Source organism: Bradyrhizobium sp. B097 (genome assembly GCF_038957035.1).
Classification (GTDB): Bacteria; Pseudomonadota; Alphaproteobacteria; order Rhizobiales; family Xanthobacteraceae; genus Bradyrhizobium.
This window is the reverse complement of the sequence record NZ_CP152412.1, coordinates 5761053-5782883: the sequence shown is the minus strand read 5'-3', so window position 1 is coordinate 5782883 and position 21831 is coordinate 5761053. Positions and strand designations below refer to the sequence as shown.

21 protein-coding genes are annotated in these 21831 nt (G+C 64.3%); 9 read left to right on the top strand and 12 right to left on the bottom strand.

Going from position 1 to position 21831, the window contains the following annotated elements:
- Positions 1–6 precede the first annotated feature (6 nt).
- Positions 7–756 carry a precorrin-6A synthase (deacetylating) gene (cobF, locus tag AAFG07_RS27065; protein ID WP_342722875.1) on the top strand — a complete coding sequence of 250 codons (750 nt, stop codon included), beginning with the start codon at positions 7–9 and terminating at the stop codon, positions 754–756.
- A gap of 37 nt (positions 757–793) precedes the next feature.
- Here cobF and AAFG07_RS27060 read toward each other — a convergent pair whose 3' ends face one another.
- The 3 genes from AAFG07_RS27060 to AAFG07_RS27050 form a co-directional block, all read right to left on the bottom strand.
- Positions 794–988, bottom strand: coding sequence for a hypothetical protein (locus AAFG07_RS27060; protein WP_342722874.1), 195 nt, complete (start codon positions 986–988; stop codon positions 794–796).
- 353 nt (positions 989–1341) lie between these two features.
- Positions 1342–1848, bottom strand: coding sequence for a DUF417 family protein (locus tag AAFG07_RS27055; protein ID WP_342722873.1), 507 nt, complete (start codon positions 1846–1848; stop codon positions 1342–1344).
- Positions 1849–1884: 36 nt separating this feature from the next.
- A complete protein-coding gene (locus AAFG07_RS27050) occupies positions 1885–2421 on the bottom strand; it encodes a peroxidase-related enzyme (RefSeq protein WP_342722872.1) in 537 nt (178 codons plus the stop codon).
- A 130-nt stretch (positions 2422–2551) separates the two neighbouring features.
- Here AAFG07_RS27050 and AAFG07_RS27045 point away from each other — a divergent pair, with 130 nt between their 5' ends.
- Positions 2552–3538 (top strand): AraC family transcriptional regulator, encoded by a 987-nt coding sequence (locus AAFG07_RS27045; RefSeq protein ID WP_342722871.1) that lies wholly within the window; start codon positions 2552–2554, stop codon positions 3536–3538.
- Between the two features lie 54 nt (positions 3539–3592).
- Here AAFG07_RS27045 and AAFG07_RS27040 read toward each other — a convergent pair whose 3' ends face one another.
- From AAFG07_RS27040 to AAFG07_RS27025, 4 genes are all read right to left on the bottom strand, one after another.
- Positions 3593–4267: a peroxiredoxin-like family protein gene (locus AAFG07_RS27040; RefSeq protein WP_342722870.1), complete on the bottom strand. Its 675-nt coding sequence runs from the start codon at positions 4265–4267 to the stop codon at positions 3593–3595.
- A 165-nt stretch (positions 4268–4432) separates the two neighbouring features.
- Positions 4433–5311: a LysR family transcriptional regulator gene (locus AAFG07_RS27035; RefSeq protein WP_342722869.1), complete on the bottom strand. Its 879-nt coding sequence runs from the start codon at positions 5309–5311 to the stop codon at positions 4433–4435.
- Positions 5312–5408: 97 nt separating this feature from the next.
- Positions 5409–6335 carry a response regulator transcription factor gene (locus AAFG07_RS27030; protein WP_342722868.1) on the bottom strand — a complete coding sequence of 309 codons (927 nt, stop codon included), beginning with the start codon at positions 6333–6335 and terminating at the stop codon, positions 5409–5411.
- The gene (locus AAFG07_RS27025; protein ID WP_342722867.1) at positions 6325–9693 is read right to left on the bottom strand and encodes an ATP-binding protein; all 3369 of its coding nucleotides are present in this window, start codon (positions 9691–9693) and stop codon (positions 6325–6327) included. The genes AAFG07_RS27030 and AAFG07_RS27025 overlap by 11 nt, the downstream gene beginning before the upstream one ends.
- A gap of 167 nt (positions 9694–9860) precedes the next feature.
- Between AAFG07_RS27025 and urtA the strand changes: the two genes are divergently transcribed.
- The 7 genes from urtA to AAFG07_RS26990 all read left to right on the top strand — a co-directional run bounded on the left by urtA (position 9861) and on the right by AAFG07_RS26990 (position 16795).
- Positions 9861–11123 (top strand): urea ABC transporter substrate-binding protein, encoded by a 1263-nt coding sequence (gene urtA, locus AAFG07_RS27020; protein WP_050400067.1) that lies wholly within the window; start codon positions 9861–9863, stop codon positions 11121–11123.
- 172 nt (positions 11124–11295) lie between these two features.
- The gene (gene urtB, locus AAFG07_RS27015) at positions 11296–12222 is read left to right on the top strand and encodes an urea ABC transporter permease subunit UrtB (RefSeq protein WP_092125363.1); all 927 of its coding nucleotides are present in this window, start codon (positions 11296–11298) and stop codon (positions 12220–12222) included.
- Between the two features lie 17 nt (positions 12223–12239).
- Positions 12240–13373: an urea ABC transporter permease subunit UrtC gene (gene urtC, locus AAFG07_RS27010; RefSeq protein ID WP_342722866.1), complete on the top strand. Its 1134-nt coding sequence runs from the start codon at positions 12240–12242 to the stop codon at positions 13371–13373.
- A 12-nt stretch (positions 13374–13385) separates the two neighbouring features.
- A complete protein-coding gene (urtD, locus tag AAFG07_RS27005; protein ID WP_063695194.1) occupies positions 13386–14141 on the top strand; it encodes an urea ABC transporter ATP-binding protein UrtD in 756 nt (251 codons plus the stop codon).
- A 199-nt stretch (positions 14142–14340) separates the two neighbouring features.
- Positions 14341–15030 (top strand): urea ABC transporter ATP-binding subunit UrtE, encoded by a 690-nt coding sequence (gene urtE / locus AAFG07_RS27000; protein ID WP_050400072.1) that lies wholly within the window; start codon positions 14341–14343, stop codon positions 15028–15030.
- Positions 15031–15116: 86 nt separating this feature from the next.
- Positions 15117–16346: a formamidase gene (gene fmdA / locus AAFG07_RS26995; RefSeq protein WP_173641970.1), complete on the top strand. Its 1230-nt coding sequence runs from the start codon at positions 15117–15119 to the stop codon at positions 16344–16346.
- A 101-nt stretch (positions 16347–16447) separates the two neighbouring features.
- Positions 16448–16795: a zinc ribbon domain-containing protein gene (locus AAFG07_RS26990; protein WP_342722865.1), complete on the top strand. Its 348-nt coding sequence runs from the start codon at positions 16448–16450 to the stop codon at positions 16793–16795.
- A gap of 182 nt (positions 16796–16977) precedes the next feature.
- Here the strand turns inward: AAFG07_RS26990 and AAFG07_RS26985 are convergent, their stop codons facing one another.
- The 5 genes from AAFG07_RS26985 to AAFG07_RS26965 form a co-directional block, all read right to left on the bottom strand.
- Complete coding sequence (locus AAFG07_RS26985; protein ID WP_342722864.1) at positions 16978–17763, bottom strand: ABC transporter ATP-binding protein; 786 nt, start codon at positions 17761–17763, stop codon at positions 16978–16980.
- Positions 17760–18533, bottom strand: a complete 774-nt coding sequence (locus AAFG07_RS26980) for an ABC transporter permease (RefSeq protein WP_342722863.1) — start codon at positions 18531–18533, stop codon at positions 17760–17762. Before AAFG07_RS26980 ends, AAFG07_RS26985 begins: the two co-directional genes overlap by 4 nt.
- Before the next feature lie 78 nt (positions 18534–18611).
- Positions 18612–19556, bottom strand: a complete 945-nt coding sequence (locus tag AAFG07_RS26975; RefSeq protein WP_342722861.1) for an ABC transporter substrate-binding protein — start codon at positions 19554–19556, stop codon at positions 18612–18614.
- Positions 19557–19689: 133 nt separating this feature from the next.
- The gene (gene hutC / locus AAFG07_RS26970; protein ID WP_342722860.1) at positions 19690–20433 is read right to left on the bottom strand and encodes a histidine utilization repressor; all 744 of its coding nucleotides are present in this window, start codon (positions 20431–20433) and stop codon (positions 19690–19692) included.
- Positions 20430–21788 carry a formimidoylglutamate deiminase gene (locus AAFG07_RS26965; RefSeq protein WP_342722859.1) on the bottom strand — a complete coding sequence of 453 codons (1359 nt, stop codon included), beginning with the start codon at positions 21786–21788 and terminating at the stop codon, positions 20430–20432. The genes hutC and AAFG07_RS26965 overlap by 4 nt, the downstream gene beginning before the upstream one ends.
- Between the last annotated feature and the right edge of the window lie 43 nt (positions 21789–21831).

Sequence of the window (21831 nt, the reverse complement as noted above, 5' to 3'; positions counted from 1 at the left end):
ACGGCCATGTTGACGCTTTCCCTGATCGGTATCGGTTGCGGCGATCCGCAGCAGCTCACGCTTGCTGCGATCGCCGCCATCAATGCCGCCGACCTGGTCCTGATCCCATGCAAGGGGACCGCGAAGGCGGACCTCGCCGACTTGCGCCGAACGATCTGCGCGGCGGCGTTGAACAACGACCGCACGCGCATTGCCGAGTTCGACCTGCCGGTGCGTGACGCCGGCGAGGAGGACTATCGCAAGGGCGTCGACGATTGGCACGATGCGGTCGCCGTAACCTGGTCGCAGGAAATAGCGCGCCATCTCGGCGGCGAGGGCCGCGTCGCCCTGCTGATCTGGGGCGATCCCTCGCTCTACGATTCGAGCCTGCGGATTGCGCAACGGCTCGATCCGTTGCCATCGATCGAGGTGATCCCGGGCATCACGTCGATCCAGGCACTGTGCGCGGCGCATGCGCTGCCGCTCAACGAGATCGGCGAGCCGTTCCTGGTCACGACCGGCAGGCGGCTCCGCGAGGCCGGTTGGCCGCCGGGCGTCGACACCATCGTCGTGATGCTCGACGGCGGCGCCGCATTCCAGACGCTGGATCCGGAAGGCTTCAAGATCTGGTGGGGCGCTTATCTCGGCATGCCCGATCAGATCCTCATGGCAGGGGAGTTGGCCGAGGCGGGCCCTCGCATCGTCGCCGCGCGCCGCGATGCGCGTGAGCGGCACGGCTGGATCATGGACAGCTACGTCCTCAAGCGGCGATCGTGATCGAGGGATTGCGTCGGCATTCCATGTAGCGGGGCGGCTATCCGGTCTTCAGCCCGCGAATCGAGGGTTGGATCGTCAGGCGGTAAGCCACGAGCGTGTCTCCCTCGAACTGCTCGAGGGTTGTCTCGCAGACCGGGCAGCGATACTCGCCCTTGCTTCCTGATCCGGATGCCAGCTCAAGGCGCCGGAATCCAGCTCCGCAGCGCGGACATGTGACGTCGTCCTTCTTCATCAACTCACCCCAGAACAACACCGGCGGTATTTTGTAACCTAGACCACACGGCAGAACTATGGTCATGGCCGGGAGAGCGACCGATCATTCCTGCATGGCAACGCCGATGCGATCGAGATCGAACATCCGGATCGCCAGTCCGATCCCGCACAGGAACGGACCGGCAACTGCAACGCATTCCGCAAACTCAGCAACAACTTATGGCGTGACGTCGAAGCACGATCCGACCTCGCTCGCACCGCAACAATGGCTGCGATGTCGCGACGCCCGCGCTTTCCCCGACCCCCGATCAACGCGCGATCGCCGGCGAACGCTGGGTTCGCCGGCGATCCATCGCCATCAGCGGACGCCACCTATTGCCGCGTCAGGCGAACCACGTCCTGCCTCAGCAGGTAGAGCGACACGGCGAGCAGAACGACGTCCTTCATCAGGAAGGGCACGTTGCCGGTCATTGCAGGGAAGCCTCCGGCGGCAACGTCCCAACCATCCGGCATGAACGGGATGATGGTGACCGTCGCGATGAAGGTGCCGGTCGAGCCGAGGGCGCCGAGCACGCCGAGGCGCTTGTCCCAGAAGCCCGCCAGCAGCAGCGAGCCGAACGTCCACTCCGAGGCGCCGAGGAAGTAGCTGGCGCCGGCATGGCCGAAGGCTGGATAGAGCCACCAGATCAGCGGCCCGTTGCTGATGAACGGGACCAGCCGTTCGAATTCGTACGGAAACCACTTCTGGTAACCGAAGAACAGGAACGTGATCACCATCGCGGCGCGGACGACGTGGTAGTCGAGATCATCCGCGAGCAGGCCGGACCTGTAGAGTGCGCGGACAAGCGGATTCTGTGTGGTGTTGGTAAGCGTGGTCATGGTCGTGATCCCTTCGTGTGACATCGCGCGGTCGCTCTAGGCGACCGCGGGGAAGTCGATGTCGGTGTCGTTGATGCGGTTGAAGACGTTGGTGAAGACGATGGTCGCGAACGCCAGGCTGATCTCGACCAGCTGCGCGTCGCTGTAGCCGGCGGCCTTGATCGCGGCGAAATCCGCGTCGCTGACGGTGCCGCTCGACTGTGCGAGCTTGCGGATGAAATGCACCAGCGCATCGCGCTTGGCGTCACCGGTCGCAGCGCCGTCGCGGATCTGTTGCAGGACGTCCGCGTTCACACCGGCGAGCTTGGCGAGATGGGAATGCGCGGCGACACAGTAGTCGCAGCCGCCGGCGGCGCTGACGACGAGCTTGATGATCTCCCGATCGCGCTTGGAAAGGCTTCCGCCGGCGAGCACCGCATCGGCGGCGAGCATCGACTTGAGCGCGGCCGGGCCGTGGGCGGCGATCGCCGCGTAGGCGTTCGGGACGCTGCCGGCCGCCTTCTTGATCTGGGCGTAGATCTGGCCCGACGGGCCGGTATCGGTTTCGAGATTGGGGACTGAGAGACGGGACATGGTGGCACTCCTTGTTGGGGTTGGTGAACGATTGCGGAGTGACAATAGGATCGAGATGTGAGACATTGAATGTCGATTAGGCTCATATATATGCTCAATCGTCTCAATCCGGTCGCTTTGGGGGACTGCCATGGACTGGCTCAGCCGGCTGTTCGCGATGATGCCGGTGCGCGGGCGGCTCGACCTGCGTTGCAGCTACAGCGTGCCCTGGCGCATCGACCAGGGGCCGGGCGCGTCCAACGAGATCCCCTATCATGCGGTGCTTGCCGGCTCGGCGATCCTGGATGATCCTGCAGGCGGCCGGCCGTTGCTGCTGAAGACCGGCGACATTCTTCTGCTGCCCGGCAACCCGCGACACGTGATGCATGACGGCAGCGGGGCGACACCGCTTCCGGCGCGCAACCGGGCGGCACAGAATTTCACGATCAGCGAAAACCTGGGTTCGGACGAGCGGCTCGACCTGCTGTGCGGACACTTCGCGATTGCACCTCCGCACGACCGTTTGTTGCGCACCTATCTTCCGCCGCGTCTTGTCGTGCATGCCGGCCCGCGGACGGGAAAGGGAACGGCCGCACAGCTCGCCGGGCTCGTGTCCCTGATGCGCAGCGAAACGGCCGACGATCATCTGGGCGGCCGCGCCATGCTGGACGCGCTGTCCACGGCGATGTTTGCGCTTGTGCTGCGGCTGGCGAGCGAGACCGATGACAGGTCACACGGTCTGCTGGCACTGGTCGGCGATCCCCGTCTGGCGCCGGCGGTGGCGGCCATGTTCAACCAGCCTGCGCGCGCATGGTCGCTGCCGGAGCTGGCGCGTCTCTGCAACATGTCGCGGGCCACGCTGGCACGGCAGTTCCAGGAGAAGCTTGGGCGATCGGCCAGCGATCTGCTCACCGATATCAGGATGACGCTTGCGGCGAACGAGTTGAAGAGATCATCGCTTTCGACCGGCGCCGTTGCGGAGATGGTCGGCTACCAGTCCGAGGCCGCATTTCAGCGCGCCTTCAAGAGCCATATGGGCGTGACACCGGCGCAGTGGCGAAAGGCGCAACCGTCCGAACCGGATGCCGTGATGGGTGTCGCGGCACCGGGTGATCCGGCAGGCGCAGTACAAGTTTGACCCACGACAGGCAAGCGGCCGATGGGCAATCGCCATCGGCCGCACTGCGCACCGTCATGCCTTCACGGCGGCGGCCTGCTGGAGAACCGCGATCATGTCCTCGGGCTCGGGGCGGCGGGTATAGTCGGGGTTCACCTCCGAGTAGAGGATCACGCCGTCCTGTCCGATGACGTAGCGGGCCGGCATCGGCAACGTCCAGCTCGGATCGTCGTTGAAGGTCGGCAGATCGTTCTTCAGCTGCTTGTAGAGTTCGACCAGATAGTCGGGCAGATGGAAGCGCAGTCCGAAGGCATCGCCGATCTGGCCCTTCGCGTCGGACAGGATCGGGAAGGAGAGCTTGTTCTGGCGCACCGACTTCCGGCTGTTCGGCGCGGTCTGCGGCGAGATCGCGACCAGCGAAGCGCCGTATTTGTCGAATTCCGGCTTGGCGGCTTCCAGCGCCTGCAGCTCCATGTTGCAATACGGGCACCAGACGCCGCGGTAGAAGCTGAGCACCAGCGGGCCGCGCTTCAGCAGGTCGGCCGAGTTGACGATATTGCCGTCCGGATCCCGGAGCGAGAAGGCAGGGGCGACATCGCCCGCCTTCTTGGCGCGCTGGGCGGCACCGGATGCGATCAGCTCCGCGGTGGCGCGGTGCATGATCTCGATGACGGCTGGCGGAACGTTGTAGGGCGGCTTTCCGGCTTCGAAATCGGCCTTGAAAGCGTCGAGCTTGGCTTGCAGCGACATGGCGGTTCTCCTTGGCTTCTGCGTGGTGGACGGCAGCGCCGTCCGTTTGTTGAAATCACACGCAGGAAGCTAAAGCAGATGGCCGCGCAGGGTAGCGCTGCCGCTGGACTAGCGCTTATTCCCGACCGGAATAAGCGTGAATCACTTCAACCGGCGGATCACGCGTCATGCATTGAAGCTGCGCTCGAAGAAGTTCACGAATGCGCGGGCCTTGGCGGTCGCGGCGCGCCCGGTCGGAAGCACCGCCCAGAGATCGAGCGCGGGGAGGCCCCACTCCGGCAGGACCGCGCGCACGGCACCCGCCTGGAGTTCGGGGGTGAACATCCATTCCGACGCGATCGCGAGTCCGGCATCGGCGAGCACCGCAGCCCGGACGCCTTCGGCTGCGGTGACCCGCAGTCGGCTCCGCACCGTGACGGCGAGTTCAGTGCTCTCGCGCTGAAACGACCACACGCTGCCCTCGCGGAGATAAACGACGGCCTGGTGCCGGCTCAGTTCGCTCGGCGTGGCCGGCGTGCCGGCGCGGTCGAAATAGGCCGGCGTACCCAGCACGAGGCGCTTGCATCGTGCGACACGGCGCGCGGTCAGCGTCGAATCCGTCATCTTCCCCATCCGCAGGGCGACGTCGATGCCCTCCTGCACGAAATCGATCTGGCGGTCGTCGAGCACGACTTCGAGCTCCAACTCCGGGTGCTGCGCGAGAAACTTCGGCAGCATCGGAATGAGATGGATGCGGGCGAAGGTGACGGCGGCGCAGACCCGCAATCGTCCCTTGAGGCCGGCTCCGGCGCCGCGCGCCGCGATCTCGGCCTCGGCCGCCTCTTCAAGCGCGCGCCTGGCGCGCTCGAGATAGCCGAGCCCCGCTTCGGTCGGGGTGAGTCCATGGGTCGACCGCGTGAGCAGCTTGACCCCGAGAAATTCCTCGAGCTGTGCGACCGATTTCGAGACCGCCGGCTGGCCGACCCGGAGCTGTCGCGCCGCTGCGGAGAACGAGCCGGTCTCGACCACCCGCACGAAGGTCTCCATCGCCGCCAGACGATCCATGGCTATTCTCCACAGGAATGAGCGATCATGCCCATCCTGTCACGGTCCGAGGCGATTGGCCATTTCCCGGACGCGCGTCGGCAGCGGAGCCGGCAGGCTACGACTTGCGATGCCTCGCATTGACCGCGATCGCGGCGGCGGCGGTGCGGTTCTCGACGCCGAGCTTGGCGTAGATCTGCTCGAGGTGCTTGTCGACGGTGCGCGGGCTGAGGCCCAGGATTTGCGCGATGTCGCGGTTGGTCTTGCCCTTGGAGAGCCAGGACAGCACCTCGCCCTCGCGGGTGGTCAGGCCGAGCTCGCTGGAGAACTCGGCCGGCATGTCGCCGCTGGTGTCCTTGGCGAGCCGCAGCAGGAATTCGTTGGGACCGAGCTTGCCCATGAACTGCAGCCGAAGCTGCTCGCTGCCGGGGAATGGCGCCACGGTTGCGGTCTTCGCTCCGGCTTTGCCCTTCTGCGCCTGGTCAAGCCATTGCGGCATCGGCTCGGGCAGCACGAAATTGTCGGCGGCGTCGGCGAGCGTATCCGACAGCAGTCGCTGTGCCTGCGGCGTTGCCCATAGCAGCGTGCCCGAGCTGTTGACGGCGAGCAGATAGCGGCCGGAGACGTCCAGCGCGGCGCGAGCGCTCTGCGTCATCCGCGCGTTGGCGAGATGCACCCGGATGCGCGCCAGCATCTCCTCGACGACGATAGGCTTGGTGACATAGTCGACGCCGCCGGCCTCCAGCCCACGCACGATGTGCTCGGTTTCGGCTAGCCCCGTCATGAAGATGATCGGGACGCCGTCGAGCCCGGCGTCGCGCTTCAGCCGCCTGCAGGTCTCAAAACCGTCCATGCCGGGCATCACGGCATCGAGCAGCACGATATCGGGCGTGATCTGGTCGACGATGCGCATCGCGGAGGCGCCGTCGAGTGCGACCATCACGGTCATGCCGGCGCCGTCGAGCGCGTCGGTGAGCAGGCGCAACGTCTCGGGCGAGTCGTCGACGACGAGCGCGACGTCGCGCTTTCGCTGTTCAGTGGTCATAGCTGTGCAATGTTTTCAACGTCGCCATATATTGATCAAGATCGAACCGGTCGATCAGCGTGCGCATCTGGCCGACGAAATCGGCATGTTCGGGACATTCGTTGCCGATCTCATCGAGCTTGAGCTGGATCGCCCTGATATAGCCGAGTTGGCCGAGGCTGATCAGCTCTTCGACATATTTCACCGGCGGGCGCGAACCAGTGTCGGGCTTCCATTGCGGGGGCGGAATCTGCTCGGCCTCATACTGCCACTCGATCTTGAGCAGCTGGCAGATGCTCTCGAGCAGCCGCGGGATGTCGATCGGCTTCATGAGGTAGCCGTCGTGGAACGGTTGCGCCAGCGGCGCGCCATGGGCTTCCAATGCGCTCGCGGATATCATCAGGATGCGTGCTTGGTGATGGCCTTCGGAGCGCAAAGTTTCAGCGACCGTCCAGCCGTCCATGCCCGCCATCGAGATGTCGAGCAGGAACATGTCCGGCCGGCAATGCTGCGCGAGGGCAAGGCAGCCTGGCCCGTCCGGCGCACTGAGCAGGATGAAGCCGAGCGGCGCCAGGATCTCGCGCAGCAGGTCGCGGTGGGTCGGATCATCGTCGGTGATCAGGATCGTCTTGCGCGGGCCGTGATAGCCGTACACCGGAGCGTCGACCGGCGCATCGCGGCGCGGATTGGTGACTTCGGAGAGTAGCAGCTTGACGCGGAAGGTGCTGCCGGTGCCGACCGTGCTCAAGACCTTGATGTCGCCGCCCATCACACCCGCGAGCAGGCGGCTGATGGTGAGGCCGAGCCCGGTGCCGGTCTGCGGCTGGGTGACGCCGAGCGCGCCGCGCTCGAACGGCGCGAAGATCCGTTCGAGATCGTCGGGCTGGATGCCCGGCCCGGTATCGATTACCTCGAACTCGGCGACCGGGCTACGGTAATGCACCACAAATTGCACCTTGCCGGTCTGCGTGAACTTGATCGCGTTCGAGAGCAGGTTGATCAGGATCTGCCGCAGCCGCTTCTCGTCGGCATAGACCACGACCGGCAGCACGGCCGGCCGCCTGAACACGAAGTCGATGCCCTTGGCTGCGGCCTGCAGACGGAACATGCCGACCAGCTGCTCGAGGAAATCGTTCAGCCGCACCTCGTCGCGCGAAAGATAGAGGCGGCCGGCCTCGATCTTGGAGATATCAAGAATGCCATCGATCAGTCCCGACAAATGGTCCGCGCTCCTCCGGACCACGCGCACTTGCCCGCGTGGCCGCACCGGGAGGCTGTCGTCCTGCTCCAGCAGCTGCGCGTAGCCGGAGATCGCATTGAGCGGTGAGCGAAGTTCGTGACTGAGACCCACGACGTATCGGCTCTTGGCGAGATTGGCGGCCTCTGCGACTTCCTTGGCGCGCTGCAATTCGGCATCGGTGCGCTTGTGGGCGTCGATCTCCTGGATCAGCAGCGTGGTCTGCCGGCGTGTTTCGTCTTCCGCGGCGCGCCGGCTCTGTTGCGCCAGCACGAACAGCCAGGCGACGACGCCGATGATCAGGGTCAGCGCAAAGAATACCTTCCACAGCACGTCGGCCAATAGCTCGTTGGCATGCACGGCCGCCGTGGTCTGCAGGTAGATCAGGCCGAGCACCAGCGCCACGAGGCCGGCCGAGACTGCGAACACGCCGAGGTAATGTCCGAGCTGCGAGTTGATGCGGGCGTAGATCGGCTGCGGCATCACCTTGCCCAGGGCGTCCGAAACCTGCGCACCGATCCGCCCATGCGGCTTGCAGAGGTCGTGGCAGCGCGCGTCGAGCGAGCAGCACAATGAGCAGATCGGGCCGGCATAGGCCGGGCAGGCGGCCATGTCTTCGGGCTCGAACGCATGCTCGCAGATACAGCACTGGATCGATTCAAGGTTCTGCCAGCTCCGCTTCGGCTTGCGCGCGATGTAATACTTTCCGTCGGTCGCCCACGCAATCAGCGGAGCGGTGATGAAGGCGACCGCAAGCGCGACAAAGGCGGACAGCGCCTTCGCGGTCGGGCCGAACAGGCCGTAGAACGCGCTGATCGAGACCACGGTCGCGATCGTCATGGCGCCGACGCCGACCGGGTTGATATCGCAGAGATGGGCGCGCTTGAACTCGATGTGCTGCGGCCGCAGGCCGAGCGGCTTGTTGATGACGAGGTCGGCGACCAGCGCGCCGACCCAGGCGATCGCGACGTTGGAGTACAGCGCCAGCGTCTGCTCCAGCGCCTTGTAGACGCCGATCTCCATCAACAGCAGCGCGACCACGACGTTGAACACCAGCCACACCACGCGGCCGGGATGCGAATGGGTGAGGCGGGAGAAGAAGTTCGACCAGGCGATCGAGCCGGCATAGGCATTGGTGACGTTGATCTTGACCTGCGACAGGATCACGAAGGTCCCGGTCAGCGCCATCGCGAGATCCGGCTGCGACAGCACGTAGCGGAAGGCTTCGAGATACATGTTTGCCGGCTCGGCCGCGTGCTCGGCCGACACGCCGTGGCTGAGCGCGAAGAAGGCGAGGAACGAGCCGGCCAGCAGCTTGAGCGCGCCGAGCACGATCCAGCCGGGACCGGCGCTGAGCAGTGCGATCCACCAGGCCTTTCGCGAGGTGCGGCGGTCGCGCGGCAGGAAGCGCAGGAAGTCGACCTGCTCGCCGATCTGCGCCACCAGCGCAAACACGACGGAGGCCGCCGTGCCGAACAGCAGGAGATCGAGATTGCCCGTGGGATCGCCGTGCTCGCCGGCGAACTTGCGCCACTCGGTGAAGGAATGCGGATTGGCCCAGGCGATGGCCGCGAACGGCATGATGTGGAGGATCACCCACAGCGGCTGGGTCCAGAGCTGGAAGCGGCTGATCAGCGTGATGCCGTAGACGACGAGCGGAATGATCACGACCGCGCTGATCAGGTAGCCGATCGGCCGCGGGATGCCGAAGCACATGTCCAGCGCGCTGGCCAGGATCACGGCCTCGATCGCGAAGAAGATGAAGGTGAAGGAGGCGTAGATCAGCGAGGTGATGGTCGAGCCGATATAGCCGAAGCCGGCGCCGCGGGTCAGCAGGTCGATATCGATGCCGCTTTTCGCGGCATGGTAGGCGATCGGCAATCCGCAGAGGAAGATGATGACGCTGACGACCAGGATCGCGGCGGAGGCGTTGATCGCGCCGTAGTTCAGCGTGATGGTGCCGCCGATCGCCTCCAGCGCGAGGAAGGAGATCGCGCCGAGCGCGGTGTTGGCGACGCGGGCGGCGGACCAGCGCCGCGCGCTCTTGGCGGTGAAGCGCAGCGCATAGTCTTCCAGCGTCTGGTTGGCGACCCATTGATTGTATTGGCGCCTGACGCGGTCAATCCGCTGCCGCCCTGCCACTCGCTCTACTCCTGGTCCACGATGCTCTGATCGCGGGCAAATCCCGTACCAAAAACCTACGTCGCTATTTTGCGGTGCAGTATACGCGATCTCACGTATCAGTGCGCTGCACAAAAGTGAGCAATCCTCGCCTGATCAATAAGCGTTCTCGAACCAATGGGGTGCTCATGTCAGACGAAACCAAACCAGGCCTGAAGTCTCCGCTCCGCCGCAAGCTCTTGATGGGAATGGCGGCTTTGCCGGCTGTTTCGATGCTGGGGCGTCCCGCTTTTGCCGACGTTCCTGCAACCTCCGCGGTCAACACCACAGGTCTTGCAGTCACCGATAGCGAAGTCACGGTCGGTATCCTGCATTCCGTGACCGGCACCATGGCGATCTCGGAGACCGGGTCGGTCGAGGCCGAGAAGCTGGCGATCGAGCAAATCAACGCCGCCGGCGGCGTGCTCGGCCGCAAGATCAAGTTCATCCAGGAAGACGGCGCGAGCGACTGGCCGACCTTCGCGGAAAAGGCCAAGAAGCTGCTGGTCAACGACAAATGCGCGGCCGTGATGGGCTGCTGGACCTCGGCCTCGCGCAAGGCGGTGCTGCCGGTGTTCGAGCAGTACAACGGCATGCTGTACTACCCGACCTTCTATGAAGGCCTCGAGCAGTCGAAGAACGTCATCTACACCGGCCAGGAGGCGACGCAGCAGATCATCGCCGGCCTCGACTGGGTCAACAAGACCAAGGGCGCCAAGAGCTTCTATCTGCTCGGCTCGGACTACATCTGGCCGCGCACCTCGAACAAGATCGCGCGCAAGCACATCGAGAACCATCTGCAGGGTTGCAAGGTCGTCGGCGAGGAATACTTCCCGCTCGGCTCGACCCAGTTCAACTCGGTGATCAACAAGATCAAGCTGACCAAGCCTGACGTGATCTACGCGATCATCGTCGGCGGCTCCAACGTCGCGTTCTACAAGCAGCTCAAGGCGGCCGGCATCGACCTGTCGAAGCAGACGCTGCTGACCATCTCGGTCACCGAGGACGAGATCGACGGCATCGGCGGCGAGAACATCGCCGGCGCCTATGCCTGCATGAAGTACTTCCAGTCGCTCGACAATCCGAACAACAAGGCCTTCGTGCCCGCGTTCAAGAAGATGTGGGGCGAGAAGACCGTGATCGGCGACGTGACACAGGCAGCCTATCTCGGCCCGTGGCTGTGGAAGTTAACGGTGGAGAAGGCGGGCTCCTTCGACATCGACAAGATCGCTGCGGCGTCCCCCGGCGTCGAGTTCAAGGGTGCGCCGGAAGGCTATGTCCGGATCCACGAGAACCATCATTTGTGGTCGAAGACCCGGGTCGGACGCGCCAAGGCCGATGGCCAGTATGAGCTGATCTACGAGACCGCCGATCTCGTCGAGCCGGATCCGTTCCCCAAGGGCTACCAGTGAGCCAGTAGCCCGCATGAGCGGAGCGATATGCGGGGCCGTCCCGGGTATCGCACCCGCTCACCCGGGCTACGAAACTCCACAACGCATCGCGGCGTGGACGTCATCGTCCACGCCACGGAACGAGCGTCGCTTGACCGGTGGCGTGTGCCCCTTGGAATGACGGAGAACCACGATGTTCGGCGACTATTCGATCAGTGATCTCGGCGCCATCCTTGCAATGCAGGGATTTGCCGGGCTCATCCTGTTCTCCGTCTACGTGCTGATGGCGCTGGGGCTTGCCATCATCTTCGGCCAGATGGGCGTCATCAACATGGCCCATGGCGAGTTCATGATCCTCGGGGCCTACGTCACCTGGATGACGTCGAACGCCGTGCAGCACGTCGCGCCCTGGCTGTTCCCCGGCTACTTCTTCATCGCGATGATCCTGGCGTTCATCGCGTCCGGCGCGCTCGGCATGCTGGTCGAATGGGCGCTGATACGCCATCTCTACAAGCGCCCGCTCGATACGCTGCTGGCGACCTGGGGCCTCAGCCTGATCCTGCAGCAGGCCTATCGCTCGATCTTCGGCGCGCGCGAGGTCGGCGTCGAGCTGCCGGAATGGATGATGGGCTCCTGGCAGGCGACCGACTCGATCCAGATCCCGATCAACGGCATGTTCGTGATGGCGCTCACCATGCTGATCACGATCGCGGTCGCCTATGTGCTGTTCTGGTCGAGCTGGGGCAAGCAGGTGCGCGCCGTGGTGCAGAACCGCGTGATGGCCGGCGCCGTCGGCATCAATACCGAGAAGGTCGATCGCTACACCTTTGGCCTCGGTTGCGGCATCGCCGGCATCGCGGGCTCGGCCTTCACCATGATCGGCTCGACCGGGCCGACCGCTGGCCAGCTCTACATCGTCGACACCTTCCTGGTCGTCGTGTTCGGCGGCGCGGCCTCTCTGTTCGGCACCATCGCCTCCGCCTTCTCGATCTCGCAGACCCAGTCGACACTGGAGTTCTTCCTGTCGGGATCGATGGCCAAGGTGATCACGCTCTTGACCATCGTCGCGATCCTGATGGTGCGTCCGCAGGGGCTCTTCGCGCTCAAGGTCCGGAAATAAGAACAAGCAGGCAGGTCATGGTCATCAACTCGCGCTTTTTCAATCGCTCCGAACTGCTCGGCTTCCTTGCGCTCGCGGTGCTGTTGCTTCTCATCCTGCCGCTGTCGCTGGATATCTTCCGCCTCAACCTGGTCGCCAAATACCTGACCTACGCCTTCGTCGGCATCGGCCTCGTGCTGTGCTGGGGCTATGGCGGCATCCTGAGCCTGGGGCAGGGCGTGTTCTTCGGCCTCGGCGGCTACTGCATGGCGATGTACCTCAAGCTCGAGGCGTCGAGTGTCGCGAACACCAAGATCCAGTCGACGCCCGGTATTCCCGACTTCATGGACTGGAACCAGATCACGCAGCTTCCGCTGTTCTGGAAGCCGTTCCACAGCTTTCCGGTCACGCTGCTGGCGATCTTGCTGGTTCCTGCCTTCTTCGCGCTGATCATCGGCGCCGCCATGTTCAAGCGCCGGGTCGGCGGCGTGTACTTTGCGATCATCACGCAGGCGATCGCCGCGATCCTCACCATCCTGATCGTGGGGCAGCAGGGCTACACCGGCGGCATCAATGGCATCACGGATCTGCGCACGCTGCACGGCTGGGACATCCGCACCGATCACGCCAAGTTCATTCTGTATTTCGTCGAGGTTGTGCTGCTGTTCGGATGCATCGTTACCGCGCAATTCATCCGCCTGACAAAACTCGGGCGCATCCTGGTGGCGATGAGGGAGCAGGAAGATCGCGTGCGCTTCTCCGGGTACAGCGTCGCCAATTTCAAGATCTTCGCGTTCTGCGCCGCGGCAGTGTTCGCCGCGATCGGCGGCGCCATGTTCACGCTCGAGGTCGGCTTCATGTCGCCGTCCTTCGTCGGCATCGTGCCGTCGATCGAGATGGTGATCTACACCGCGGTCGGCGGCCGGATGTCGATCTTCGGCGCGGTCTGGGGCGCACTGCTGGTCAATTTCGCCAAGACCAGCCTTTCGGAATCCTTCCCGCAGCTCTGGCTGTTCGGCCTCGGCGCGCTGTTCATCGCGGTGGTGCTGGCCTTCCCGAACGGGCTCGCCGGTGTCTGGGCGGACCATATCCAGCCGCGCATCGATCGCCTGCTGGCATCGCGAAGATCAAAATCGGCGGGCCTTGTCGCCGACGGCGCACCGGCCGAGTGAGGAGGGACCATCATGCTCGTCGGCCATCAGCCCAAGGATTTCCTGCTCGCGGTCTCCGGACTCACCGTGTCCTTTGACGGCTTCAAGGCGGTGAACGATCTCTCCTTCTATGTCGAGGAGAACGAGATCCGCGTCATCATCGGCCCGAACGGCGCCGGCAAGACCACGGTGCTCGACCTGATCTGCGGCAAGACCCGGGCGACGTCAGGCTCGATCCAGTTCCGCGGCCAGGAGCTGACCAGGTTGCGCGAGAACGAGATCGTGCAGGCTGGCGTCGGCCGTAAGTTCCAGACGCCGTCGGTGTTCGAGGACCTCACCGTGTTCGAGAACCTCGAAATCTCCTACCCGCGCGGCCGCACCGTGTTCGGCTCGCTGACTTTCCAGCGCGATGATGCGGTCAAGCAGCGGGTCGAGGAGGTCGCCGAGATGATCTTCCTGAAGGACCGCCTCAACACCTATGCCGACCAGCTCAGCCATGGCCAGAAGCAGTGGCTCGAGATCGGCATGCTGCTGATCCAGGACCCGGACCTCTTGATGCTGGACGAGCCGGTGGCCGGCATGAGCGTCTCCGAGCGCGCCAAGACTGCCGAGTTGCTCAACCGCATCATCAAGGACCGTTCGGTGCTGGTGATCGAGCACGACATGAAGTTCGTCGAGGACATCGCGCACAAGGTCACCGTGCTGCATCAGGGCCAGATCCTGTCCGAGGGGACGATGGAGCACGTCAAGAACGATCCGAAAGTCATCGAAGTGTATCTGGGCCACTGACGCATGGTGACGATAGGTCGAGCCGCGAACTCGGTTCACCTCTCCCCGTCGGGGAGAGGTCGGCGCGCAGCGCCGGGTGAGGGCCTTCAGGTCCCACGGGAGCGCGCAACCCCTCACCCGGATCGCATCTGGCGATGCGATCCGACCTCTCCCACAGGGGGAGAGGTGAAGAACGGTGCCCGATTTCTAGGAGCGATTGATGCTGGCAATCAATGATCTTCATGTCGCCTACGGCCAGAGCGAGGTGCTGCACGGCCTCAACGTCTCCGTCGCGCCCAACGAGATCGTCGCGATCATGGGCCGCAACGGCATGGGCAAGACGACGCTGATGAAGTCCCTGATGGGCATCCTGCCGGCCAAGAGCGGCAAGGTGACCATGGACGGCACCGAGCTTGGTGCGATGAAGAGCTACGAGCGAGTGGCGAAGGGGCTCGCTTACGTGCCGCAGGGCCGGATGATCTTCTCCACCATGACGGTGAAGGAGAACATCGAGACCGGGCTCGTGGTGTCAGGCGGCTCCGAGGTGCCCGGCGACATCTATGAGCTGTTCCCGGTGCTGCTCGAGATGAAGGGCCGCCGCGGCGGCAATCTCTCGGGTGGGCAGCAGCAGCAGCTCGCGATTGCCCGCGCGCTGGCGACCAAGCCGAAGGTGCTGCTGCTCGACGAGCCGACCGAAGGCATCCAGCCGTCGATCATCAAGGACATGGCGCGCACCCTGAAACGGATCCGCGACGAACGGGGGTTGTCGATCGTCGTCTCCGAACAGGTGCTGAGCTTCGCGCTCGACATCGCCGACCGCGTGCTCGTCATCGAGAACGGCGAGATCGTCCGCGACGATCCGCGCGCCAGCGTCGATGCCGCGCAGATCTCCAAATATTTGTCCGTCTAGCCGAGCGTGATCCGGAAAAGTGTGAAGCGGTTTTCCGACCAGATCACGCTCAAAATCTTAACTTTGTAACCAAGGGGAGCATCTCGATGCCAGATACACTGATCAAGGTCGATCTCAGCAAGTCGGCCTATGAAAACGACAAGATTCACAACCGCTGGCATCCGGAAGTTCCGATCGTCGAGTGGGTCAGCCCGGGCGACGACTTCATCATCGAGACCGTCGACTGGACCGGCGGCTTCATCAAGAACAACGATTCCGCCGATGACGTGCGCGACATCGATCTGTCGATCGTGCACTTCCTGTCCGGTCCGATCGGCGTCAAGGGCGCCGAGCCCGGCGATCTCCTCGTCGTCGACCTGCTCGACGTCGGTCCGTTGAAGGAGAGCCTGTGGGGCTTCAATGGCTTCTTCTCCAAACAGAACGGCGGCGGCTTCCTCACCGACCATTTCCCGCTGGCGCAGAAGTCGATCTGGGACATCAAGGGTCTCTACACCTCGTCGCGTCACATCCCCGGCGTCAACTTCGCCGGCCTGATCCATCCCGGCCTGATCGGCTGTCTGCCCGATGCCAAGATGCTGGCGGCCTGGAACAAGCGCGAAGCCGAGTTGATCGCGACCAATCCCACCCGCGTGCCCGGTCTTGCCAATCCGCCGTTCGCGCCGACCGCGCATGCCGGCCAGGCCAAGGGCGACGTCAAGGCCAAGATCGGTCTTGAGGGCGCCCGCACCGTGCCGCCGCGCGAGCATGGCGGCAACTGCGACATCAAGGATCTGTCGCGCGGCTCGAAGATCTATTTCCCGGTCTATGTGCCGGGCGGCGGGCTCTCGATGGGCGATTTGCATTTCAGCCAGGGCGACGGCGAGATCACCTTCTGCGGCGCCATCGAGATGGCCGGCTGGCTGCACATCAAGGTCGACATCATCAAGGACGGCGTATCGAAGTACGGCATCAAGAACCCCGTGTTCAAGCCGTCGCCGATCACGCCGAACTACAAGGACTATCTGATCTTCGAGGGCATCTCGGTCGACGAGGCCGGGAAGCAGCATTATCTCGACGTCCACATCGCCTACCGCCAGGCTTGCTTGAACGCGATCGAATACCTGAAGAAGTTCGGCTACTCCGGCGCGCAGGCTTATTCGATCCTCGGCACCGCGCCGTGCCAGGGTCACATCTCCGGTGTGGTGGACGTGCCCAACGCCTGCGCTACGCTCTGGCTGCCGACGGAGATCTTCGACTTCGACGTCATGCCGTCGTCGGCGGGACCGATCAAGCATATCAAGGGTGACGTGCAGATGCCGATCTCGCCCGACAAGTGATCCTTCAAGTGATCCCTGCGCGAAGGATGCGGGACGGCTGCGTATTGGCCGCCCCGCATCCGCCGCCAGACGTCACACACGACTGCGCAAGGATTAAGGAAATGCCGATCTACGAATATCTCTGCAATGACTGCGGCCCGTTTACCGACATGCGGCCGATGGCGGAATGCGACCTGCCGCAGGACTGCCCGCAATGCGAGGCGACGTCGCCGCGTGTGATCCTCACCGCCCCGGCGTTCTTCTGCATGCCCTCGGACAAGCGCAAGGCGCACGCCACCAACGAGCAGAGCCGGCACGCGCCGAAGACGCTCGATCAGTACAAGGCCGCGCACGGCCCGGGCTGCGGCTGCTGCTCCACGGACAAGAAGAAGCCTGCACGGCTGATGACCAAGACCAGGAGCGGCGCCAAGGGTTTTCCGACCGCGCGTCCCTGGATGATCAGCCACTGACAGCGCAGCCAATCGTCGGTTTTCCTCAAACTGGCGCTGCATCGTCATGGCCGGGCTTGTCCCGGCCATCCACGTCTTTCTTGCCCGATTGAAGCAAAGACGTGGATGCCCGGCACAAGGCCGGGCATGACGGAGCTAGTTAAGAAATCTCGATGTCATTGCTCGCGCTTCGAAACAGGCTCTCAGGCCTGTTCGGCGACCTTCAGGGCCTCGGTGCGGATCTCCTCGACCAGCCGCTCCTTCAGTCCGACGAATTCGGGCGTGGTCTTGATCTTGTAGGAACGCGGATGCGGCAGGTCGACCGCGATCTCGGCCTTGATGCGGCCGGGACGGGCGCTCATCACGATGACGCGGCTGCCGAGGAAGATCGCCTCCTCGATATCGTGGGTGACGAACAACACCGTCTTCTGGTCGCGCTCCCAGATCCCGAGCAGCATCTCCTGCATCAGCGCACGCGTCTGGTTGTCGAGCGCGCCGAACGGCTCGTCGAGCAGCAGGATCTTCGGATCATTGGCCAGCGCCCGGGCGATCGCGGTGCGCTGCTGCATGCCGCCCGACAGCTGCTTGGGCCAATGGTTCTCGAAGCCGGATAGCCCGACCCGGCGAATGAAGGCGTCGGCGATGTCATAGCGCCCGGTTTGCGACACGCCGCGCTCGCGCAGGCCGAAGGCGATATTCTCGCGCACGGTCAGCCACGGAAACAGGGTGTAGGACTGAAACACCATGCCGCGATCCGCGCCGGGGCCGGTGACCTCGCGACCATCGAGCGTGACGCGCCCGCTGGTCGGCCGGTCGAGCCCGGCGATGATCCGGAGCAGGGTGGACTTTCCGCAGCCGGAGGGCCCGAGGATGGTGACGAAGTCGTTGTCACCAACGTCGAGCGTGGTCGGCTCGAGCGCCCTTGTCGGCGCGTTGCCTGCGCGGGCGGGGAAGGTTCGCGAGACCTGATCGATCCTGAGCGCAGTCATGCGAGCTTCCACGGGAACAGCCAGGCGTTGAACGCCTTGAACAGGAAATCGGAGACCAGGCCGATCAGCCCGATCACGATGATGCCGAAGATGATCTGGCCGGTGTTGAGCAGCGCCTGGCTGTCGGTGATCATGTGCCCGATGCCGGACGATGAGCCGATCAGTTCGGCCACGATGACGTAGGTCCAGGCCCAGCCGAGCACCAGCCTGAGGATCTCTGCAATCTCGGGCGCGGCGGAGGGCAGCAGTACGCGGCGAATGACGCCGCTGTCGCCGGCGCCGAGCGTGTAGGCGGCTTCGACCAGGTCGCGCCGTGTGGCGCCGACGGTCACGGCCACCATCAGGATGATCTGAAACACCGCGCCGATGAAGATCACCAGCAGCTTTTGTAATTCGCCGATGCCAGCCCACAGGATCAACAACGGGATGAAGGCGGATGCCGGCAGATAGCGTGCAAAGGACACGAACGGTTCGAGAAAGGCCTCGACCGGCTTGTAGGCCCCCATCAGCACGCCGATCGGCACCGCGATGATAGCGGCAAGGACGAAGCCGCCGATGACGCGCCAGATCGTCATCCCGATGTCGAACAGGAAGCCTTGCTTGGCGAGCAGCTCATAGCCTTCCTGCACCATCGTCAGCGGGTTGGCGAGGAATGTCTTCGATACATGGCCGCCGAACGTTGCCCAGGACCAGAGGGCGACGAACAGCACGAAGAAGGCAAGGCCGTAGACCACGCGCTGCTTCGATGTTGTGGGCTCAAGGGGACGCATCAATTGATCCGGGCGTGTCTCATACACTAGTCCGGCCCGGCTTGTCGCAAGGCGGGACCGGCCGAAATGATGGCTGCATTACTTGATGAAGGTGGCGTCGTAGATGTCCTCCACCTTCGGCGCGGCCTTGATGATGCCGACCTCGAGCAGCAGCTCCGCGGCATCCTTGTTGAAGGTGAGGAAGTCGCCGGCGAAGAATTTCTGGTTGGCGGCCTTGTCCTGCCAGCGCAGGTACTTTGCCGAGTTGCCGAACTGCTCGCCGGACTGTTTCACGTCCGCGCCCATGATCTCATAGGCCTTGGCCTGATCCTTGGCGATCATGTCGAGCGCCTCGAAATAGCTGTCGGCCAGCGCCTGGGCCGCCTTCGGATTGTCGGTCAGGAATTTCGGGGTGCAGCCGAACGTGTCCATCACGATCGGATAATCGAGCGTGGTGGCGATGATCTTGCCCTTGTCGGGGGCGGCGCGCACCGTCGACAGGTAAGGCTCGTAGGTCATCGCGGCGTCGTTCTGGCCGGAGACGAAAGCCTGCGCCGCGGCGGCGGGCTCCAGATTCACCACGGTCACGTCCTTCACTGTGAGACCGTTCTTCTTCAGCATCCAGGCCAGCGCGAAGTAGGGCGAGGTGCCCGGCGCGGATGCCGCGACGGTTTTGCCCTTGAGGTCCTTGATCGCGGCGACGTCGTTGCGCACGGCCATGCCATCGGCGCCATAGCTCTTGTCGAGCTGGAAGATCTGCTTGGTCGCGACGCCATTGGCGTTCCAGGAGATCCAGGTCTCCACCGTCGTCGCCGCGCACTGGATGTCGCCCGAAGCGATCGCGAGATGCCGGTCCTTCTGCGGAATCTTCTTCAAGGTGACGTCGAGGCCGTTCTTCTTGAAGATGCCGGCCTCCTTGGCGAGCGTCAGCGGCGCGAAGCCGGTCCAGCCGGAGATGCCGACGCCGACCTTGACGTCATCCGCGAACGCGGCGGTGGACGCGAGCAAGGCTGCGATTGCGGGCAATAGCTTGAACGAACGCATGTTTGTCGACCCCTTGAACGATGGATTGAACCTTGTTGATGTCTTCACGTCAGTCGCGGCGGATTGCCGCATAAAGCATGTCGGTGGATGGTGGCCCATGATGCATTGCATGAATTATGCCGCGCAAGCCGTCTCAGCCTCCCTTGAAGCGAGCGACCAGCCGATGCGTCTCGCCTGGATAATGCAACCGCACCGCCGTCACCGTGCGCGCGCTGCGCCAGGTGTAGCGGTCGATCACGAGGCAGGGCGCGCCGACTGCGATCTCGAGCGCCTTCGCAGTGCGATCGTCCGCAACAACCGCGCTGATCGTATGTTCAGCCTCGGTCCACGGCACGTGATGCAGCAGCCATGATCCCGGCGGTTCGCGCGCAAAGTCCGCCGTCGCGGCCTCCGGAACCGTGGAGAGATCGATCAGCCTGTCTTCGACCGCAAACGGCACATTGTCGGCGCTGTGCCGGCAGGCAATCGCGATCACCTTGCCGGCCGTGCTCACCCCGAGCCGGACGCGATCGGCCGCGGTCGCGGTGCGGCGCCGGCAATCGATCAGCTGATAGCTGTAGGTGCGGCCGAGCGCGGTGATCTCGGCGCGCATGTCGGCGATCTTGAGCACCGCCGACAGATGCTGCGGACGACGTACGAATGAGCCGGCACGCCGCCGCCGCTCGATCAGGTCAGCCTGCGCCAGCTCCGACAGCGCCTTGTTCACCGTCATGCGCGAGCAGCGATAGCGCGCCATGAGCTGGTGCTCGAAGGGGATGCGGTGGCCCGGTGGCCATTCGCCGGTCAGGATCCGTGTCTCGATATCGAGCCGGATCCGCTTGTAGAGCGTCGGTTTGCTGGCTGCGGCAGGGCGGGCCCGATCGGAGGCGAGGCTCATGCGACAAGCCTCCGGACGCTCGCATTGAACCGCTCGCGCGCTTTGTCGCGCAACCTGTGCCGTCCGCCCGCGACCACCTTGTCGCCGCCGGCCCAGACGCAGTCGATCGCATCGCTTCCGGACGCAAACAGCCAGCCGTCGAGAACGGCATCGCCCGACCGTCCCGCCAGGGATGGGTGTGAAGTGTCGAGAGTGACGATATCGGCGCGGGCGCCGGGTACGAGGCCAGCGTTGGTCTGCGCCAGGGCCTGCGCGCCGCCCGCGAGCGCGTGATCGAACAGGGCACGGCCAGTGGATGCACCCGGACGCCCGGAGAGCACATTGCGCTCGCGATGCTTCAGCCGTTGGCCGTATTCGAGTTGACGAAGTTCGTCGGCGACCCCGACCAGCACGTTGGAATCGGTTCCGATGCCGAACCGGCCGCCCGCGGCGAGGAATTCGCGGGCCGAAAAGATGCCGTCGCCGAGGCTTGCTTCGGTCACCGGGCAGAGGCCTGCAACGGCGCCGCTGCCGCCGAGCGCTGCGACTTCCCGTTCCGTCATGTGAGTCGCGTGAATCAGGCACCAGCGTCGATCGACGGGCGCGTGCTCGAGCAACCATTCCACCGGTCGCTGCCCCGACCAGGCCATGCAATCCTCCACCTCGCGCACCTGTTCGGCGGCGTGGATGTGGATCGGGTCGGCGCCGGCAAGTGGAATGATCGCCGCAAGCTCATCGGGCGCCACTGCGCGCAGGCTGTGCGGGGCGATGCCGATGTTGGCGCCAGGCAGTTTTCGGATTGCCTCGCGCGAGGCCGCCATCAGCGCGGCGAACTGATCGACCGAGCAGATGAAGCGACGCTGCCCGGCATGCGGTGCTGCGCCGCCAAAGGTGCCATGTGCATAAAAGCTCGGCAGCAACGTGAGCCCGATGCGGGACGCCTCAGTCGCTTCCGCGATGCGCACGGCCATCTCGGCCGGATTGGCGTAAGGCGAGCCGTCCCGATCATGATGGAGATAGTGGAACTCACCAACGCGCGTGAAGCCGCGCTCGAGCATCTCGACATAGAGCAGGGTCGCGACGGCGGCGACGTCGTCCGGCGTCATCGTCAGCGCAAAGCGATACATCGTCTCGCGCCAGGTCCAGAACGTGTCGGTGGTGTCGCCGCGCAGTTCGGCAAGGCCGGCCATGCCGCGCTGAAACGCGTGGCTGTGCAGGCTCGCCAATCCCGGAACTGCCAATTGGTGACGTTCATCGCCGGGGGCGGGGGGCACGCCTGCCGTCACCGAGGCGATCGTGCCGTCGGCGACCACGATTTGCACATCATTGGCCCAGCCCGAGGGCAGCAGCGCGAATGCGAAATGCAGTCGTGTCATTTTTCCATGCCGGCTGGACAGAACCCCGACACGATTATATGTC

What these genes read in the sequence shown, in the direction of transcription:
- cobF (WP_342722875.1), top strand. Translation starts at nt 7, where the DNA reads ATGTTGACGCTTTCCCTGATCGGTATCGGTTGCGGCGATCCGCAGCAG.
- AAFG07_RS27060 (WP_342722874.1), bottom strand. Translation starts at nt 988, where the DNA reads ATGAAGAAGGACGACGTCACATGTCCGCGCTGCGGAGCTGGATTCCGG.
- AAFG07_RS27055 (WP_342722873.1), bottom strand. Translation starts at nt 1,848, where the DNA reads ATGACCACGCTTACCAACACCACACAGAATCCGCTTGTCCGCGCACTC.
- AAFG07_RS27050 (WP_342722872.1), bottom strand. Translation starts at nt 2,421, where the DNA reads ATGTCCCGTCTCTCAGTCCCCAATCTCGAAACCGATACCGGCCCGTCG.
- AAFG07_RS27045 (WP_342722871.1), top strand. Translation starts at nt 2,552, where the DNA reads ATGGACTGGCTCAGCCGGCTGTTCGCGATGATGCCGGTGCGCGGGCGG.
- AAFG07_RS27040 (WP_342722870.1), bottom strand. Translation starts at nt 4,267, where the DNA reads ATGTCGCTGCAAGCCAAGCTCGACGCTTTCAAGGCCGATTTCGAAGCC.
- AAFG07_RS27035 (WP_342722869.1), bottom strand. Translation starts at nt 5,311, where the DNA reads ATGGATCGTCTGGCGGCGATGGAGACCTTCGTGCGGGTGGTCGAGACC.
- AAFG07_RS27030 (WP_342722868.1), bottom strand. Translation starts at nt 6,335, where the DNA reads ATGACCACTGAACAGCGAAAGCGCGACGTCGCGCTCGTCGTCGACGAC.
- urtA (WP_050400067.1), top strand. Translation starts at nt 9,861, where the DNA reads ATGTCAGACGAAACCAAACCAGGCCTGAAGTCTCCGCTCCGCCGCAAG.
- urtB (WP_092125363.1), top strand. Translation starts at nt 11,296, where the DNA reads ATGTTCGGCGACTATTCGATCAGTGATCTCGGCGCCATCCTTGCAATG.
- urtC (WP_342722866.1), top strand. Translation starts at nt 12,240, where the DNA reads ATGGTCATCAACTCGCGCTTTTTCAATCGCTCCGAACTGCTCGGCTTC.
- urtD (WP_063695194.1), top strand. Translation starts at nt 13,386, where the DNA reads ATGCTCGTCGGCCATCAGCCCAAGGATTTCCTGCTCGCGGTCTCCGGA.
- urtE (WP_050400072.1), top strand. Translation starts at nt 14,341, where the DNA reads ATGCTGGCAATCAATGATCTTCATGTCGCCTACGGCCAGAGCGAGGTG.
- fmdA (WP_173641970.1), top strand. Translation starts at nt 15,117, where the DNA reads ATGCCAGATACACTGATCAAGGTCGATCTCAGCAAGTCGGCCTATGAA.
- AAFG07_RS26990 (WP_342722865.1), top strand. Translation starts at nt 16,448, where the DNA reads ATGCCGATCTACGAATATCTCTGCAATGACTGCGGCCCGTTTACCGAC.
- AAFG07_RS26985 (WP_342722864.1), bottom strand. Translation starts at nt 17,763, where the DNA reads ATGACTGCGCTCAGGATCGATCAGGTCTCGCGAACCTTCCCCGCCCGC.
- AAFG07_RS26980 (WP_342722863.1), bottom strand. Translation starts at nt 18,533, where the DNA reads ATGCGTCCCCTTGAGCCCACAACATCGAAGCAGCGCGTGGTCTACGGC.
- AAFG07_RS26975 (WP_342722861.1), bottom strand. Translation starts at nt 19,556, where the DNA reads ATGCGTTCGTTCAAGCTATTGCCCGCAATCGCAGCCTTGCTCGCGTCC.
- hutC (WP_342722860.1), bottom strand. Translation starts at nt 20,433, where the DNA reads ATGAGCCTCGCCTCCGATCGGGCCCGCCCTGCCGCAGCCAGCAAACCG.
- AAFG07_RS26965 (WP_342722859.1), bottom strand. Translation starts at nt 21,788, where the DNA reads ATGACACGACTGCATTTCGCATTCGCGCTGCTGCCCTCGGGCTGGGCC.